This is a genomic window from Pirellulaceae bacterium (assembly GCA_029243025.1).
Lineage (GTDB): Bacteria > Planctomycetota > Planctomycetia > Pirellulales > Pirellulaceae.
The window spans coordinates 1-18,449 of sequence record JAQWSU010000051.1 but is presented as its reverse complement, the minus strand read 5'-3'; the positions used below and the strand labels follow the sequence as shown (position 1 = coordinate 18,449).

11 protein-coding genes are annotated in these 18,449 nt (G+C 52.7%); 5 read left to right on the top strand and 6 right to left on the bottom strand.

Annotated elements, in window-relative coordinates:
- The first annotated feature begins 3 nt into the window (after positions 1-3).
- The 3 genes from P8N76_24800 to P8N76_24790 all read left to right on the top strand — a co-directional run bounded on the left by P8N76_24800 (position 4) and on the right by P8N76_24790 (position 7,144).
- The gene (locus P8N76_24800; protein ID MDG2384913.1) at positions 4-1,365 is read left to right on the top strand and encodes a sigma-54 dependent transcriptional regulator; all 1,362 of its coding nucleotides are present in this window, start codon (positions 4-6) and stop codon (positions 1,363-1,365) included.
- Positions 1,366-2,046: 681 nt separating this feature from the next.
- The gene (locus tag P8N76_24795) at positions 2,047-3,321 is read left to right on the top strand and encodes a PQQ-binding-like beta-propeller repeat protein (GenBank protein ID MDG2384912.1); all 1,275 of its coding nucleotides are present in this window, start codon (positions 2,047-2,049) and stop codon (positions 3,319-3,321) included.
- Positions 3,311-7,144 (top strand): hydantoinase B/oxoprolinase family protein, encoded by a 3,834-nt coding sequence (locus tag P8N76_24790; GenBank protein MDG2384911.1) that lies wholly within the window; start codon positions 3,311-3,313, stop codon positions 7,142-7,144. The genes P8N76_24795 and P8N76_24790 overlap by 11 nt, the downstream gene beginning before the upstream one ends.
- A 51-nt stretch (positions 7,145-7,195) precedes the next feature.
- Here P8N76_24790 and P8N76_24785 read toward each other — a convergent pair whose 3' ends face one another.
- Positions 7,196-8,428 carry an MFS transporter gene (locus P8N76_24785; protein MDG2384910.1) on the bottom strand — a complete coding sequence of 411 codons (1,233 nt, stop codon included), beginning with the start codon at positions 8,426-8,428 and terminating at the stop codon, positions 7,196-7,198.
- A gap of 85 nt (positions 8,429-8,513) precedes the next feature.
- Between P8N76_24785 and P8N76_24780 the strand changes: the two genes are divergently transcribed.
- Together P8N76_24780 and P8N76_24775 are read left to right on the top strand one after the other, a co-directional pair.
- Positions 8,514-9,788, top strand: a complete 1,275-nt coding sequence (locus tag P8N76_24780) for a phenylacetate--CoA ligase family protein (GenBank protein ID MDG2384909.1) — start codon at positions 8,514-8,516, stop codon at positions 9,786-9,788.
- Positions 9,785-10,108 carry a DUF971 domain-containing protein gene (locus P8N76_24775; protein ID MDG2384908.1) on the top strand — a complete coding sequence of 108 codons (324 nt, stop codon included), beginning with the start codon at positions 9,785-9,787 and terminating at the stop codon, positions 10,106-10,108. Before P8N76_24780 ends, P8N76_24775 begins: the two co-directional genes overlap by 4 nt.
- A 35-nt stretch (positions 10,109-10,143) precedes the next feature.
- Here the strand turns inward: P8N76_24775 and P8N76_24770 are convergent, their stop codons facing one another.
- From P8N76_24770 to P8N76_24750, 5 genes are all read right to left on the bottom strand, one after another.
- Positions 10,144-11,943, bottom strand: a complete 1,800-nt coding sequence (locus P8N76_24770) for a DUF4340 domain-containing protein (protein ID MDG2384907.1) — start codon at positions 11,941-11,943, stop codon at positions 10,144-10,146.
- A gap of 82 nt (positions 11,944-12,025) precedes the next feature.
- A complete protein-coding gene (locus P8N76_24765; GenBank protein ID MDG2384906.1) occupies positions 12,026-14,914 on the bottom strand; it encodes a Gldg family protein in 2,889 nt (962 codons plus the stop codon).
- An 82-nt stretch (positions 14,915-14,996) separates the two neighbouring features.
- Positions 14,997-15,740, bottom strand: coding sequence for an ATP-binding cassette domain-containing protein (locus P8N76_24760; protein ID MDG2384905.1), 744 nt, complete (start codon positions 15,738-15,740; stop codon positions 14,997-14,999).
- Between the two features lie 286 nt (positions 15,741-16,026).
- On the bottom strand, positions 16,027-17,649 hold the full coding sequence (gene nadB, locus P8N76_24755; GenBank protein MDG2384904.1) for an L-aspartate oxidase: 1,623 nt from the start codon (positions 17,647-17,649) through the stop codon (positions 16,027-16,029).
- A 70-nt stretch (positions 17,650-17,719) separates the two neighbouring features.
- Positions 17,720-18,449: hypothetical protein (locus P8N76_24750; protein MDG2384903.1), on the bottom strand; the 730-nt coding region annotated here is incomplete at its 5' end.

Here is an 18,449-nt window from a genome sequence, read left to right as displayed (position 1 = left end):
TCGTTGAAGATTCTATTTGCCGACGATGAAAAGTCGTTACAGCAACTGCTGGGACGTGAATTGCAACGCCTGGGCTATGAGGTGACGGTATGCCCGGATGGCACCACCGCGGTCGCAGCGATGGAAATAAACAGTTTCGATTGTCTGTTGGTCGATTTGGACATGCCCGGCATGAACGGAATCGAAGTCATTGGCAAAGCCAAAGAGATGTCTCCCGAGACCGATGCAATTGTGATGACGGGAAAATCGTCGCTGGACACTGCCGTTGCGGCCTTGCGGCATGGCGTTTTCGATTACATCACAAAACCTTGCAAGCTCGCCGACCTAGATCACTTGTTGCAGCGCGTTGCCGAGAAGCGTGAGCTGACGAACAAATATCGGGCTTTAAAACATCAGCTCGAGCAAATTGAAGGCAAATCGAAGCTGGTCGGAGAAAGTCAGGGGATTCAACGTGTTCGCAAACTGATTTCGAAAGTAGCACCAACAAATTCCACGGTAATGGTACTCGGTGAAACCGGAACAGGCAAAGAGCTCGTAGCCCGTGCAGTGCACGACCAAAGTCTGCGTGCGAACATGCCATATGTTGCGATCAATTGTGGTGCACTTCCGGAAAGCCTAATCGAGAGCGAATTATTCGGCCATCGCAAGGGTGCCTTTACCGGTGCGGACGAACAGCGAGTTGGACTTTTCGAAGTTGCTCACGGTGGCACACTGTTTCTCGATGAAATCGGTGAACTGCCACTGTCGATGCAATCCAAGCTGCTCCGTGTACTTGAAAGCGGTGAAATGCGTCGTGTCGGAGACAACGAATCATTCACGGTTGACGTTCGCGTCATTTGCGCGACGCACCAACCGCTCGAGGAAATGGTTCGGGAAAATCGATTTCGAGAAGATTTAATGTTCCGCATTAACACCTTTGAAATTCTCATCCCTTCGTTACGTGAACGTACCGAAGACATCCGGGACCTGGCCGAACATCTGCTCCATCGCCTCCGATTCCCCATGACGAAACATGCGGAAGCTATTTCAGAAGAAACGCTCGACCTGCTGAAGGGACACAATTGGCCGGGCAACGTGCGCGAACTGGCCAACGTGATCGAATACGCGACGATTCTCTGCGACAGCGGCCCGCTTTCCCCCGATCATCTTCCAAGAAAATTTGATGGAGGACAAATACAACGGGGTACGGCAACGTTAAAGATGAGTGGTCCAATGACTCTGCGAGAAATGGAACTGCAGGCCATTTATGCCGCCGTAGAACGAAACGACGGCAGCAAACCGAAGGCCGCAGAGGAATTGGGCGTGAGCTTGAAGACGCTTTACAACAAACTCAATCAAGCAGAATCGGCCAACCGGGCAGCCTAAGTCCGAGCCGATGGGCACGGCCGTATCCACACGATCCCAACTCGTCGATTCGAGCGACTTTTCGGCCGAGATTTCGCGCCACTAACCTTCCCTAACTGCCGGCAAACGGCTCAACATGCGGCTTTACAACGCGAAACGGATCAGACAACCGGCTAGCGAACTGGATTGATGGCTCCGAAAGATTCTGGAAGGATTGGTTCGTTCTCCTCTATCGATACGAAATCGTGACGAAACCCGTTGTGATTCACGTTAGTCGAATCGAGTCTCGGAATAATCCGAGGCAACTCCCAAACAGCATTCATCTCATGACGATAGCCGCGGCGTTTTTCGATCTTCCTGTCGCAATCTTCGGCGATCTGGCCATACGACTCTGCCGACTTGGAAAGCGGGCGAGTTAAGCAATTCTCGTTTCCACACGCAACGGTTTTCTTGTGCCGTAAAGTTGCGCTGAAAAAAATTCACCGACAAGGTCATTGAGGCACGAGGCCGGTCAACGGCCAATTGATGAAACGACCAACCGTTTATCGGGAATAAGAAAATTGGCTCTATTTTTGGGATTCAGCCTCCCTGTCAACGTCAGCTTACCCCTCGAATTCCTGGTACTTCTCTTTCGGCCAACCTTCCATTATCGTTTACTTCTCCGGAGCGATTTGCCGTCTCTTACTTCAGGAAGCCCCTGCAATGAAACGCCACTCGACTTTCACAACGACCCTCTTTTTCGTATTGGCCCTTAGCCACGGAATCCCGAGTCCGTTGTTTACCGACCTTCTTCAGGCCCAGGAATGGACTCGCTTCCGGGGTCCTAACGGAAGTGGTATCAGTCAGACAAGCAATATTCCAGCCGAATGGACGTCGGCCGATTTCAACTGGCGCGTGCAACTTCCCGGCATCGGCCATTCATCACCGGTCGTCTGGGGCGAACGACTGTTTTTATTGAGTGCCGACCCCGATAATGCGACGCGATACGTCATCTGTCTGGACGCAAGAACGGGGAAGGAGATCTGGCGAAAAGAATTTATTTCCGAGAGCCACTCGATCCACACGAGGAATAGCTTCGCTTCCACAACTCCGGCAGTCGACCAGGACCACGTCTACGTTGCCTGGTCCACGCCCTCTGCGACAAACTTCCTAGCATTTGATCATGATGGCAATCCGGTTTGGGAACTGGACTTGGGACCGTTCGCAAGTCGACATGGATTTGGCACATCCCCTATCGTCTACAACGACCTCGTTATTCTCTGCGTGCAAATGCGAAAACCCGACCGCAATGGTCCGCGCATCCCCAGTAGTTTCATTCTGGCTGTCGACCGGGAAACGGGAAAGACACGTTGGCGAACAACGAGAATGAGTGAAGTCGTTTCTTATTCTGCGCCCTGTATCTACCAGCCGGACGATGGCACGCCGGAATTGATTGGCCTCAGCACTGCCCATGGCGTGTTCAGTTTGGATCCAGAAACAGGTCGAGAGAATTGGTCCGTCGATGCCTTTTCGATGCGAACAGTGAGCTCACCGATCGTGGCGGATGGTTTGATTTTCGGGACAACCGGTTCAGGGGGCGGTGGAAACTATGTGGTGGCCATTCAACCGGGTCGAGAGGCAGCCTTAGCCTACGAGATTAAGAAGCAAGCACCCTACGTGCCCTGTCCGGTGGCAAAGGATGGGCTGCTATTCCTCTGGTCCGACAAGGGCGTCGTGTCGTGCGTTCGAACGATGACAGGTAAAAAAGTTTGGCAACAGCGGGTCGGCGGCAACTATTCAGGATCGCCGGTGATCGTTGAAGATCGCCTTTATTGTATTGATGAAGATGGGGTGGTAGTGGTCCTTGCTGCGGGCGAAGAATTTAAGGTTTGGGGACGAAATCCACTCGGCGAAAGTAGCCGCAGCACGCCAGCCGTTGCCGATCATCGAATGTACCTGCGTACAAACTCTCATCTGGTTTGCATCGGTGAAAAATAAGCTACCCCCAAACAACGCTTGGGAATTCTGGATCGATGTGGGCGGTACGTTCACCGATTGCCTTGCCCGCTCGCCTGACAAAACACTCCTTCGCCACAAAACGCTGAGTTCAGGGGTTGTCAAAGGCACGGTGGGGGCTGGCTCTTCGGCAACCCAGATCATCGACTCCACACGTGGTAAGGATCCCGCAGAGTTTTGGATCGACTGGACTCTCACACTCATCGACTCTGTCGGACGGCCTCTGGCAAGTTCCCAAGTTACGGGATTCGATGCGGCGAATCAGCAACTTAATTTGAATCGCGAACTTCCGTTGTTACCGCAAGTGGGCGATCAGTACGAATTGAGTAGCCATCTCGAAGCTCCCCTGCTGGCTATTCGATACATTCTCCAGCTTCCACTCGGCAAAGAGTTACCCGCCGTTTCCGTTCGCTTAGGAACGACACGTGGAACGAATGCACTTCTGACTCGAGGCGGTGGACGAACGGCGTTGATCACCACAAAAGGCTTCGCTGATATCCTCAAAATTGGCTACCAAGCGCGGCCGAATCTATTCGATTTAGAGATTCAAAAACCAGCTCCACTTTACGAAGAGGTGCTGGAGGTTCATGAGCGTCTCAGCAGCACGGGCGAAGTTTTACTCGCTGTCCAACCTGATCTAATTCGCCAACAACTCAAACGGCTTCGAGACCGCGGGACAGTCGCGGTGGCGATCTGCCTACTCAATGCCTACAGCAATGCAACCCACGAGCAACAAATCGCCGTAATCGCTCGGAAACTCGGCTTTTCGGAAATCAGCGTCTCCAGCCAACTGGCCCCTCTCATCAAACTTGTCTCGCGCGGTGATACAACAGTGGTCAACGCTTACTTGAATACAGTCTTGAAAGACTACGTTCAAGGGATTGCGAAACATCTGGACGACACGAGCACTGCCTTGCAAATGATGACCTCGAACGGAGGGCTCGTCCGTGGCGATCAGTTCGAAGGAAAAGACAGTATTCTATCCGGACCGGCGGGCGGCGTCGTGGGCTTTGCGAGAGTGGCAGAGGCGGCAGGATTTCCGCGTGCAATCGGCTTTGACATGGGCGGAACCAGCACTGACGTCGCTCGCTACGAGGGTTCATTCCAACACGAATATGAAACCGAAAAAGCAGGTGTACGCATTGTTTCCCCGATGCTCGCCATCGAAACCGTTGCGGCAGGCGGTGGTTCGATTTGTCATTTCGATGGAGTCAAGTTAGCGGTCGGTCCGGATAGCGCTGGAGCCGAACCGGGGCCCGCCTGCTATGGCCGCGGCGGACCACTTACGATCACCGATGTCAATCTTCATCTTGGCAAGGTTCAACCCAATCAGTTTCCCTTCGCGTTGGATGCTCAAGCCGTTGAAAGACGGCTGCAAGAACTGGCGAAAACGATCCGCGATGAACTGGGACAAGCGATGACCACGACCGAATTGGCCGACGGATTCCTACGGATCGCCAACGCCAATATGGCTCAGGCGATTCGATCGATCTCGATCGCCCAAGGATACGATCCGCGCGAATATGTGTTGGTCTCATTCGGTGGCGCCGCACCTCAACATGCCTGTGCGGTGGCGGAAGAGCTAGGGATGCGAGAAATCATCAATCATCCTGACGCAGGAATACTTAGTGCATTGGGAATCGGCCACGCCGATCTCACACGGCACGCGGCCAAGGGAGTCTACTTGGACATCGAACAGCTGAACGGTCAGCTGCTGAACGATACCTGGACCGAATTGACCCAACAGACCGAGCAGTCGTTGTTGCAGCAAGGTGTTTCAGAAAAAAACATTGAAACGGTTCAATCGCTGGACTTGCGTTACGAGGGGACCGACTCAACGTTAACGATTCCGCGCCCGCTTAACGGTGACTATCTCGAAGCGTTTACCACGCTGCATCAAAAACGGTACGGATACGCCCAACCTGAACGCAATCTCGAAATTGTGGCTGCGAGAATCGAATCAACGGGTCGAATTCGGGCAAAACTTCCCAAATCGCATTCCGTCGCGCCTGCCCATACTCGATCATCCGAAGTTCGCCAAATGTACTTCCACGGTCAATTGGTATCGGCCGCCTGTTACCATCGCACAGCACTGCAAGCGGGCGCCCAAATTACAGGCCCTGCCGTCATTCACGAAACAATGTCAACTACGATCATCGACCCCGGCTGGCAAGCAGAAGTATTAAGTCAGCGAGAATTACTCATCCGCCAGCAAACCCAAACGGAAACGGATTCCTACTCGACTGATTGTGATCCCATCCTGCTAGAGATCTTCAATCGTCACTTCGCTGGGATCGCTGAGCAAATGGGCATCACGCTCCGTAACACATCCAGCAGTGTCAACGTGAAGGAACGGCTGGATTTTAGCTGTGCCATTTTCACCGATCGCGGAGACTTAGTCGTCAACGCCCCCCACATTCCGGTGCATCTGGGGGCGATGAGTGAAACGGTGAAGTGCGTTTTGGAAGATCACGCCGATTTGGCTTCCGGCGATGTGATCGTCACAAATGACCCCTATCGCGGGGGCTCACACTTACCCGATGTGACCGTTGTCACTCCCGTGCATGATCCGACCGATGGTCAGCTGCGATTTCTGGTCGCCAGCCGCGCCCATCACGCAGAGATCGGTGGGATTACGCCCGGATCGATGCCACCGTTCTCACATTCACTCGCGGAAGAAGGAGTGTGCATTCGCAGCTTCAAATTGATCGATGCTGGCCAGTCGCGGCTCGAAGAGCTGTCCGAACAACTTACTGGCGCAACCTATCCAACACGCGATCTCGAAACCAATTTAGCCGATATTCGGGCCCAAATTGCCGCCAACCAGCAAGGCGTACGTGACTTGCAGCAACTGGTCGACCGTTTCTCTTGGCCCGTGGTAAATGCCTACATGAATCATATTCAAGTCGCTGCAGAAACCAAATTACGGCATGCTCTCAAAACGATTCCAGACGGCGAGTATAAATTCGAAGATCATCTGGATAATGGAGCTCTGATCCATGCAAAAATCACCGTCGACAACGACCAGGCTTGTATCGACTTTCGTGGCTCGGCTCCATCCACCCGCGACAATCTCAATGCGAACCTCGCCATCGTTTCCGCAGCAACCATGTATTGTTTACGCTGCTTGATCAATGAGGACATTCCACTGAACCAAGGCGTTTTGAACCCCATTGAATTGATTGTAGAACCCGGCATCCTCAATCCGCTAGTCGGAGCTACCGCGGAGGACTCTCCGGCTGTCGCGGGAGGAAATGTAGAAACCTCTCAACGAGTTGTCGATGTGATATTGGGTGCCTTCGGTTTGGCTGCCGCCAGCCAAGGCACGATGAACAACTTACTGTTCGGAAACGAAAGCTTTGGATATTACGAAACGATTTGCGGGGGAGCCGGTGCGACGCCTACGTCCGACGGGGCCGATGCGGTTCATACCCATATGACGAACACGCGACTCACCGATCCGGAAGTCATCGAACGTAACTATCCAATTCGAGTCGTTCGATTTGAAATTCGCAAATCATCGGGCGGTGCCGGAAAGCACTCAGGCGGCGACGGTGTAACGCGCGAACTCGAATTTCTCCAAAAGCTGCAGGTCTCGATTCTCTCCCAACGCCGCGGCCCTTATGCGCCTTATGGTTGCGACGGAGGTGATGCTGGCCAAGTTGGCCGCAATCGCATCATTCGGTCCGGTCAACAGATGAAGGAGCTTCCCTGGCGCGCCCAATTCTCCGTCAAAGCAGGCGACCGGCTGATTATTGAAACCCCGGGTGGCGGAGGTTTCGGCACCCAGGAAACTTCTTCGTAACCCCCCAAGCTTTCAGCGGGCAAACTCACAAAGTCATTACCCCATGATCGGTCAAGCAACGGCTTTGCCGAAGTCTTTGCCAGATCGAGCTCCCCACACAATCATCACAAAGCCAAACGCCATCAATAACATGGCAACTCCGGCAGGCAGCTGAGGATGCATTTTCAGCAGCGGAATCCCCAACCCAGCCCCGGCGATCCGCCCCAGTGAACTGACGCTCTGACCAATTCCAAGAATGCCGCCCTGTCGATTCGGATCGCTGCGTCGTGACAAGAGGGAATTGAGGGACGGTGTGATAAAGGCAAAGCCGAGTACGACAATGGTTAGCCCCAGGTAGAGCATCCACTCCGCCCGATACTGCAGAGCTACGACCAAGCAGAAGAAACCTAACAACTCCGCGATCGCCCCTGCACCCGCCAGGGCTCCTTCCGATATCCGTCCAGCCAGGCGACGAACAACGCCACCTTGTACGACCGCAAGCACAAAACCAATGTAGGCAAAGGTGAGGCAAACCTGTTGAAACGAAAAACGAAAGACCGAATCACGACCTTTGATCATTAACGCCAAGGTTGTTTCAAAATTAGCAAAGGAAAAAACGCAAACAAAAATCGCAAGCAAGATGGCGGCTATCGATGGCACGCGAAGAGCCTCCCGAAGCTGGGAGAAATTCAGGCCGTGAGAAGCCGATTCGGAATCGTCATGCAATGATTCTGGCAGCCAAAAAACCGCCAGGAAAAAGGCGAGCAGCGAAAGAGCGGCGGCGGCAAATCCAGGCCAGGGGCCGGGATCCCCCGTTCCACTTGGAATCGCCAGATAGCCCAATAAAGGACCAAAGGTAAATCCAAGTCCGAAGGCCATGCCGATCAGCGCCATACCTTTCGGACGTTGCTCCAAGCTAGTCGTGTCGGCAATATAAGCTTGAGCTGTCGAAATAGTGGCTCCGGCCAAACCGGCGCCAATTCGCGAAACAAACATCAAAAACAGACTCCGTTGGATCGTCGCGTATCCGAACAACGCGTAAAAAACAGCCGAACCGACCAATCCAATCATGATCACCGGACGACGGCCGATCTGGTCGGAAATCCGACCCCAAACCGGTGCGAAAAAGAATTGCATGATTGAAAAGCTGGCCATCAACATACCCAGCTGCAATCCACTTTCGTCCAGCGTGAATTCTTCGGCGTAAATTGGCAACAGCGGCAGGACGATGCCAAATCCAAGTAAATCGATGAAAACAGTGAGAAAAACAACGAGGAGCGAACCTCGTCCTGGGCTCTTGGACATAATCAATCTATCGCTTTATTTTAAGGTCCGCGACGACCAAGGGATCGTCCTTTCTCGCCGGGACACAAACTCTTATCATGCTGTTATGGATCGAACAATTTTTGAATCTCGCCGCAGATACGAACAGCTAGATCGCAAAGCGCTCGCCGCTCATCAGCTCATACGTTTGAATCACTTGCTCGCAGACATACTTCCTGCGAACCGATTCTACGCAGAAAAGCTGGGGAAACTAGATCAGCCGCTGAATTCACTGGCCAATCTGCAAGATTTCCCCTTTACCAACAAACAAGAATTGTTCGATCCCGAGTCCAATCCAACCTACGCGTTGAACCGCACCTTCGATATTTCGCAGTACGTCCGCTTTCACCGTACCTCCGGCACTCTGGGCCATCCACTCGTCGTCTTGGATACTCAAGAGGATTGGCGATGGTGGCTTGAAACCTGGCAGTACGTCTTAGATGCCGCTGAAGTAACAGAACAGGACCGTGCGGCCTTGACCTTTTCCTATGGTCCTTTTATCGGCTTCCAGAGCGCCCATGAAGCGCTCATCCACCGAAATACGATGGTGCTGCCGTGCGGCGGAATGAGTAGTTTGGCCCGTTTGAAATTGATTATCGAACACAATGCTACCGTACTCTGCTGCACTCCCAGCTACGCTTTGCACCTCGCCAGCGTGGCAACAGAGCACCAAATCGAAATCGACAAGTCGAAGATTCGGAAGATTATCGTCGCCGGTGAACCCGGTGGGTCGATCCCATCCATCCGTGAACGAATTGAGACGGCCTGGCAGGCAACGCTTGTCGACCATGCCGGCGCTACGGAAATCGGCCCTTGGGGATATGATGATGCTGGGCAAGGGTTGCGAATCATCGAAAGTGAATTCATTCCAGAATTTGTTTCGGTCGATAGCCAACAACCGGTTGAGGACGGGGAATTAGCCGAACTCGTGCTGACCACGTTGGGGCGAAAAGGCGCACCCCTGATCCGCTATCGCACGGGCGATCTTGTCAAGCCAGACCGAGATGTAAGTGCGCCGAATCACTTTGTACGTCTGGCCGGTGGAGTTTTGGGACGGGTGGACCAAATGCTGATCGTGCGAGGAGTCAACATCTATCCGAGTGCCATCGAGCAGATACTCCGATCGATTCCAGAAGTGGCGGAATATCGGATCACAGCAAAAAAGAAAGGCGAGCTAGATGCCTTGTCGGTCGAAGTGGAAGATCGGCTGCAGGAGCCCACGCGAATTGCTCAGTTACTCAATACGAGGCTGGGGCTAAAGGTAGAAGTTCGTTGCGTACCCTGTGGCAGCCTGCCACGTTTTGAACAGAAAGGCAAACGTTTCCTCGATCAAAGAAAATGAATTACCACCCAACCGATCTAACACTTATTGACCAAGAATCGCTCAAAATCAGCTGGAGTGATGGTTGCGAACATATCTTTAGCGTACGAAGCCTCCGCGATGCGTGCCCCTGTGCGTCTTGTCGCGAAAAGCGAGCTATCGACACACCGGCAGAATTGCTTCCGGTGCTGACCGTCGAGGAGGCGCAGCCCTTACGAATTCAAGGCATGCGTCCCGTCGGAAACTATGCGTATGCCATCGCCTTTAGCGACGGTCACGACACGGGCATCTTTACGCTCGAGTTCCTCCGCGAGTTGGGCAGCGGAACTCAACCGACGTAGGCTGGGTACACGTTGAATCCCAGACGAAAACCAATCTAGTTACCGGGAGGCTGCAAGCCAGGTGGAAGTTGCAAACCGCCTCCCTGTAGACTCCGCAACGCATCGATGCCACCAGCGCCTGGACCACCAGCTTGATTTGCGGCATCAGATTCTTGAACGATCTCCGACAAGCTGAGATGGATCTTCTTATAAACGTCTTCAGAGATCACGTAATACCAATCGGCAAAACGATAATTCAGCTCACGGACTTTTCCCTCTGCCGCCTTGATGCGGTCATTTCGCTCGTCAATCATCCGTTGATTCGCTTTTTCGATGCGTTCCTGCTCGGCCTGTAGCTGCTCTTCTGCAGTACCCTCCTCCCCTTCTGCTGTTGCCTCTGAAGTGGCGTCAGCGGATTCATCGGGCTCCTCCTGACAGGTGTCTCCCGCCTCGTCGTTGGTCGCCTCGTCGTTGGTCGCCTCTGATTCGACTGCGGAGTCATCAGCCGCTTCAAGTTCGCCTTCGGGATTCGTAGTTACCGCCTCAACTTCATCGTCGAGAACCGTGTTCTCCTCGGGCGTTTCCGGAGGCGTATCCCCCTCGGTCTCATCGATCTCCAATTCAACCTCAACTTCATCGGAACCTTCAATCGCACTCTGTGTTTCAGGCAGCGCTGGCACCTCGGACGGCAGAGTTTCCAAATCGGGTTCCGGAAAATGGTTTTCGTTAACCCGCGCGGACACAAGCAAATAGCGATTTAATCCGGCATCATTTGATTCGGTGTCGACTCCCGCCGCTCCGCCGAAACGCAGAACATACTGGACGCCTTCTTTCGTATCGACAAGAACTTCACCGTCGGTCGACAACAATTCGACGCTACCATCCAATTGCACCGGGTAAACGCCTTTTTCAATGAGTGAATCAACACCGGACTGATTGTTGAAGAAGCCCTTATCGGCTTTCAGATCTTCCCCTAACCCAGCTGGCTTACGTGCCACATCGACAATTTCTAGATTATCGAGAGCATCCTTCATGGCGTTGAGACGTTCTTGATTGAGTTGCTGTCCTTCGGTCAGTTCGACTGGCACCAAGTTATCATTTCGCGCTTCGAGTAGACTATCGAGCTTCCACTGACCATTTTCGTCAGAGACTTGCATCTCAAACCTTCGATCGAATTGCGTGATTGGCCCTCTCAGGGTTTGTGCAACGTCAAAGGAGTAATCTTTCAAGGTCATGCCTGAGATATCAAAGGCACTCACATTCAGCAGATCTTTCTCGATCCAATCGTCGAACCGAACCGGTAATGTCGAGGGATCAACAGCGGCGAGATAGACCCGCGAATGCTTCACGGGCCGAACGTAATGTTGGCCTTCCTGATACTCTTTACCGATCACCAAATCAACGAGGTTTTTCCCGGACTCGTCTTTGATATTCACCAGGGTTCCCACTCCTTGATCACCGACCGCCAATTTGTCAGCACCCGGTTCCAGCACACCATAGGTAGCGTGCTCGCCATCTTTGTCGGTGACAACGTCGATAATTTTCATATCGACAAAGGGGGTCGCTGCGTCGCGAATCTTATTTTCGGCATCGGCCGGATATCCAGCGTGTGAGGGCAGCGTCCAAATGCCATCAATTTCTTTGATTTCGATTTCGCTCAGTTTGGAAAGATCTTCATCAAAGCGCACGATCTTCATGCTGTTTGCAGCCAACGGGTCTTCGAAGTCGTCGAAAAGTGGTTTCCCAATTTGCTCGGGCTGATCGATACCAACCGGTCCAGTGCGCGTCGCAAAGGCCAACCCGGCAGCAACGATTGCCAGTCCAGCGAACACCAAGGTCTTAGTCATTTGAGACATGATGAAAACTCCTCTTATTTATTTCAACGCAAAGGCGTTTATCTTTTGTATTCTCTCTACAAGAGACGTCGAATGAGCCACCTTATTTCCGACGTTCCGACGTAATTCCTTCACGTTCCAGCCGCCGACGTCTCATGTAAACGACTAGACCGATAATCAGTGGAGGCAACATGGGCAACAGTAGCGCCATCGCCTTGTAACGATTCTGCACCTGTTGTATCTCCATATCCATAGATCGCTCAATCGTCCTCAACTTTTTATCACGATCGCGAGTTAACTGTTCGACAAGAGTTTCCAATCGACGCTGCTCGACCGACTCGGTCATGGCAACGCGTTGAACTGCCGCCTGCAATGCCCGCTGCATTTCACGACTGTTCACTTCGCCACCGGCCGTTTGAGCTTTCTTTTGCAGTTCAGCAACTTTTGACTGCAAATCTCGCAACGCCTGTTCCTGGTTGGCGCGAGCATTTTCCTCAGCCACTTCAAATTCATCACTGAATTTGTCGATCTCATCGTCCGCCTCTCGTCGACGTTCAGCTGTTTTTTGCTCGACAAGTTTCAGCGTACTGTGTCGCGTCTGGCGTTTACGAATGTCAATGAAACGCTCATCACTCGCTAAGGCATCAACAATATTCAAGACGAAGATCACGTTATCAAATTGCCAACTGATGTCACCCATGTTGGGCTGCGCTCGGACTCGGAGGAACTCAGAATGCATCAGGTCAATGTCACTGACATAAATCACGTTGACCGTCGCTGGTTTTTCCGTTTCACCCTGCTCGGATTGGTCCGCAGAGTCTGATGCTTCGCTCAAATTCTTCGAGCGAATCTGTGCTGCCAGCACAAAGGGCTGATCCGTACGGTTGCTGGAACGTAAGAACTCCAGTTGTCGCGGATCACGAATCATCGAATATTGCTGAAAACCGATCGAACCAACATCGGTACCGGTTTTAACGAGCGGTGTAAACTCGATCTCGTCCACCGACGTTTCCCGAATACCTCCGGGATAAAGCATCAAGATTTGCTCCAGTTCGGAAGTTACCGGACTCTCGGTGTTGAGCGGCTCCTCAGCGCCGGGGGCGTCACTCGCTGCGAATACCCATTCATCAGTAATTTGCCGCATGCCCCGAGTTTTCTTGTAAGGATTATATTTTTGCCAAACGACTTCGGCTTGTAACTGTCCACCTGGACCAGGCTTACCGGTGATTCCGATACCCAGCAGATCCCATAACTTGCTCATTTCTCCTTTGGGCGCACCTGGTTGCCCGCCCATTCCCATCATCCCACCGCGGGGTGGATTGGGTTGGCTTGTTCCGACGGCCGACATCATCACCGGCATGGGATCTTCGAAAATCGCGGTGGGGATTCCACTGCCCACCGCCGCCACAAAATTGTCCATCTGCTGCGGATTCAACGAGGACGGTTGCACGGCTAACATCACATCCAACTTCTCTTGAATTGGATTTGTGGGGTCAATCTGCACAACTTCGTACTGTTTCTCTAATTCTTCAATGATCAACTGTTTGGGATTCTGCCGCATGCTTTGCATGTCAAACCCTCCGAACAGTTGTGCCCCTGTGGTGACGACTCCCAGTTTCTTGCGAACCGGATCGGCAACAATCGCCATCGAACGAATCAATTCATATTCGACGGGAATACCTTGATCAAAGAAAGGCACAACCACCTTCTCCAAACCGCGTGAAAAAGCCGCCCCCAAATAAATATCCTCTTGACGCATCGCACCTCGTTCGCGAATCAAGACCGTAGCTGGCAAAATTCCATATTGTTCTTCTGCACGAATCGCTTCATCACTGGAGGGCTCCAAATTGTCATAAATTTTCACGACAACTCCGTTGCCAGCTCGCGCCTTGAACTCGTTAAGCTTCGAAATCAAATCGAGTTTTGTTTTGGCGTAGTCTTCCGGAATCTTTTTACTGATGAATGCCTCTATCAAAATCGTCTGATCACCACTCTCATTCAGACTGCCAAGCAGCGTTTTGGTGTCGGATGAGAGCGAGCTGACTTGCTGGCTCGATCCATCGAACCGTACACGATCGTTGTTGAAGAAGAAGAAAGTCAGACTGAAGGCGAAAATCATTAAAGCGACAACACGCACCACGTAATGTCCCAACATCGAATCGCCATCTTTGCCACCCAGCCAATGTCTTCGACCGACAAGCACGACGCTCAGATATAGGCCGATTGAGATGACCAGAATAAAGAAAACAATTGCTCGTAGGCTGACCACGCCGCGTCCAAAATCGAAGAATTGATCCGCGTAACTCAAACGCGAAATCTGTTGAGCGAAATCGCTGGAAAAAATTGCATCAGCGTGAGCTGAAATGACCAGCGGCAAGTTGAACACAGCACCAAGGATGAAACCGATCGTCTGATTCTTGGTGAGGAACGACCCGACCATCCCGATCGAAATCATCGCGAGGCCAATCAACCAGTAACCCAAATAGGTGGTCACAAATAGACCCAGGTCAAGCTCACCAAGCGATAAGCTGGCCATCACCATGAAATTGGCAACCTGAGAAAACAGCAGCGAAACGGTAAAGATTGCCGCTGCCGACAAGTATTTGCCGAGAACGATATCCCAATCATCCGCTGGCACCGTCAACAGAAGTTCATCTGTGCCTTGCCGACGTTCTTCCGACCAGATTCCCATCGTGATGGTGGGTATGTAAACAAGCATGATCCAGGGGAACCAAAGATTCAATTGATGTAGCGTGGCCAGATTGTCGTTAAAAAAGTCGTGCGGATAAAACGCACTTGCCGAGCACAATCCGACAAACAACAGAATGAACAAATAGCCCGTTGGATTACTGAAATAGCCGACGAAATTACGTTTCATGACGGCGTGGGCCGCATGCTTGTATTTCGACAACAACTTTAATAAGCCGAACCCGATCAGAACAAAAACCAGGTCAATTACCAAAAGCAATAAAATCGGAAGCGTAATGCCCATGACTCGTTACTCTTTGTCTATTCTTCTGCGTTTTTATGATTCACGAATGAACCAACTGATCTAGTGAGGAAACGTAAGGTTGCTAGGTCGCAGTTCCCGCCGTAAGTCGCTGGAACTCGTCACCCAAACTCTTGCCACCCTCCGTAAACTGGCTGATCGGCCCGTCAGCCACGATGCGACCTTCATTGATCACAATCACGCGACTGGCCATCGCCTCAACTTCTTGGAGGATATGGGTAGAGAGCAAGATGGTCCGAGCGGCTCCCAAACGCTGCATCGTACGACGCACTTCATGAATTTGGTTGGGGTCAAGCCCAGCAGTCGGTTCGTCCATAATCAGGACTTCTGGCTCGTGCAACAAAGCTTGAGCCATTCCAACACGTTGTCGATAGCCCTTCGATAACTTACTGATCGGTTTGTGAAACACGGTCGAGAGAGCGCAAATATCAGCTACCGCTTCAGTCCGAGATCGTTTCTCAGACTGGCTGAGCCCCCGCGCATCGGCGAAAAAATCTAATAAGCCGGCAGGCGTCATATCAGGATACAGTGGCCCATTTTCAGGCAGGTAGCCTAAACGGGTCGAACCGGCGAGTCGATCATTTGCCATGTCGTGACCGGCAATTCGTGCAATGCCCGCCGAAGGTGATAAATATCCCGTCAGCAGCTTCATCGCGGTGCTCTTCCCAGCGCCGTTTGGCCCGAGAAAAGCAACAATTTCTCCTTGTTTCACTTCAAAACTTACGTCCCGACAGGCGGCAAAATCGCCGTAGAACTTGGAGAGCCCTTGGGCCTCAATCATCGGAACTGAGTTGCTGTTGTCACTCATCGATAACCCCAATTGTCGGTAGAATTCGATCAAGGTGATGGATTTCTCAGAGACCGACCCGTCTCTGAGTTTTTGGCGGCAAACACGTCACCGTGAATGTCAGTCTGGTGGGACCGAATGAAGTTCCGCAAAAAAAAGCTTCAACCCCACCGGCTAAACTGACCTCAGAATCGCAAATGCGAATGGTGCCTGCCGCTGTGCCTTCGCTTTCGAAGCCGTAATCTAAGTTACGCGATACCGGTGGCACAAGTTCGATGAAGGAAAAATACCTAACCATTTGTCGCCGTCAAGCCGGCTTCGACTCGCAATCGGTGCGTTGCCAAATCAAATGTCGCCGCCACCGATCATCGTCAACGTTCGGAAAATCGGTGCGAAGATGCACACCACGAGACTCTTCCCGCTTTGCAGCCGCCCGAATCATCAACCGAGACACCTCCAACATATTTTGTAATTCCCAGCCAGTCGGATCAAAAAACTGCTGAGAAAGCACATATTGGCACCAATTTTCGATCATCGAGCCGGCAGTGGCGAGTGATGCTTGGTCCCTTCGAACCCCGGCGGACCGCCACATCATGCTCTTGAGCGAATTGCGAATGTCGCCCAAATCCAAAGATTCCCCCGCAGGAACGACAGCGGGAGAGGAAAGGGGTGGAGCTTGGAAGTCGTCAACGACCTCCCGGGCTGCCAACGAGGCACCCCGTCCGGCATGGGCCCCATAAACCAACCCCTCAAGTAAACTATTGGACGCGAGACGATTGGCACCATGCAGTCCGCTCGATGTGACTTCACCCGCGGCCCATAACCCCGGGACGCTCGTCTGCCCCGACCCGTCAACCGAGACCCCACCAATCATGTAATGGGCTCCAGGTCGCACGGGAATGCGATCCTTCGTGATGTCGATACCAAACTTCGTGCAGCTTTTCGTAATGCCAGGAAAACGCTCGCGAATTCGTTCCGATTCCAGGTGACTCACATCCAGGTAGACACACGGGTGCTTCGTCTTATCCATTTGCGACACAATAGCTTGCGATACCACATCGCGAGGAGCCAACTCGCCCCTGGCGTCATAATTCGCCATAAATCGATCACCGGTAGCATCAACCAAGTGAGCACCCTCGCCACGCATCGCCTCAGTAATCAGACTGCGACTGCTGCCCGCGATGTAAAGCACCGTTGGATGAAATTGCATGAATTCCATGTCGCGAATTTCAGCCCCTGCGCGATAGGCGACAGCAATTCCGTCGCCAGTGGCCACGACCGGGTTGGTCGACTCTCGATAAACCTGCCCCGCTCCACCGGTACACAGGATTGTCTGTTTCGCCCAAACCATCATTTTTCCGTGGTGAGGATTCCAAATCAGTGCACCTCGACAACGGCCCTCCTCGACAAGCAGATCGATGGTAAAGGCGTTTTTCCATAGCTGAACATTCGGAAATCGCTGGGTCCAATGCACAACGGCCCGCATAATTTCCTTTCCCGTGGAATCGCCAAGAGCGTGCAAGATCCGATGCCGACTGTGCCCACCTTCTCGGCCCAAAAGCAACTCACCCGCATCCTGATCAAATTGGGTACCCCAATCAATGAGTTCCTGAATTCGGTCGGGCGCTTCACGAATTACCATTTCCACGATTTGTCGATTGCAAAGATTGCCTCCCGCATCGAGGGTGTCGGCAATGTGATCCTCAAATCGATCATCGGGATCCCAAACGCCGGCAATACCGCCTTGGGCGTAATTACTACTCGATTCATGCAGATTATCTTTGGTCGCGACCACAACCGACTGATCTGATGGGATTTCGATCGAAGCCCGCAAGCCAGCCAACCCTCCACCAATGATCAACACATCGGTAAAGTAATGGGGCACACTCTTCGGGTGAAAAGCCACAAGATATCGAGGTAGACTAGACATTCGCGTATTGTAAGCCTTCCGGCGAGAGATCACCAAGCGGGCAGCTAGAACCGAAGTCAGATACCGACCACTAACGCTCCGAGTCCGACTTACGATCCCGATTCATTCCCCGCAGGAAAGCTCGGTAGTGATCTCGATATTGCGAGGGGGGTGCCGAACGGGCTCCGTCGTCTCTCAACTGAGTCGTACCCTGGCTTCGTCGGATCGACCGCGTCTGAGCCGCTTGAGGACGCAGTCCGAGGCCACGTAGCTGATCCTCCAACGCTTGCTGGGCCTGCTGGCCTCGAGCCCCTTGCTGCCGCGCGTCTCGCTTCATTTGTTGCCAGCGGTCAAGAAAGCGACGTGCATCATCGGAAGTCCAGCCAAGTTCATCCAGTAAATCGCGGTTATCCAGCTGATCCTTGAGATGATCCAAAGCCAGATCGGTTGCTTTTCGTGAGTAATCCAGATTTGCCTCGTCTTCGCCAGGTTCGCCCTCAACCGTGCCATCCGCGGTCCCTGTTCCGTCACCCGGCCGTCCGCCGGTTCGCGATTGAGGATTGTCCTGAGAACTCTCTGCCTGCGGATTCGAGCCCTCATTCGTTCCAGTCGCTTCCGCCGAAGACGCCCCATCCTGAGAATCACTTCGGCCACTGGCATCCGATTCCGCTGGATTGCTCTCGGAAGAATCGGCGGACTCTTCACTGGGCTTACCTTCACTGGGCTTACCTTCACTGGGCTTACCTTCACTGGGCTTACCTTCACTGGGCTTACCTTCACTGGGCTTACCTTCACTGGGCTTACCTTCACTGGGCTTACCT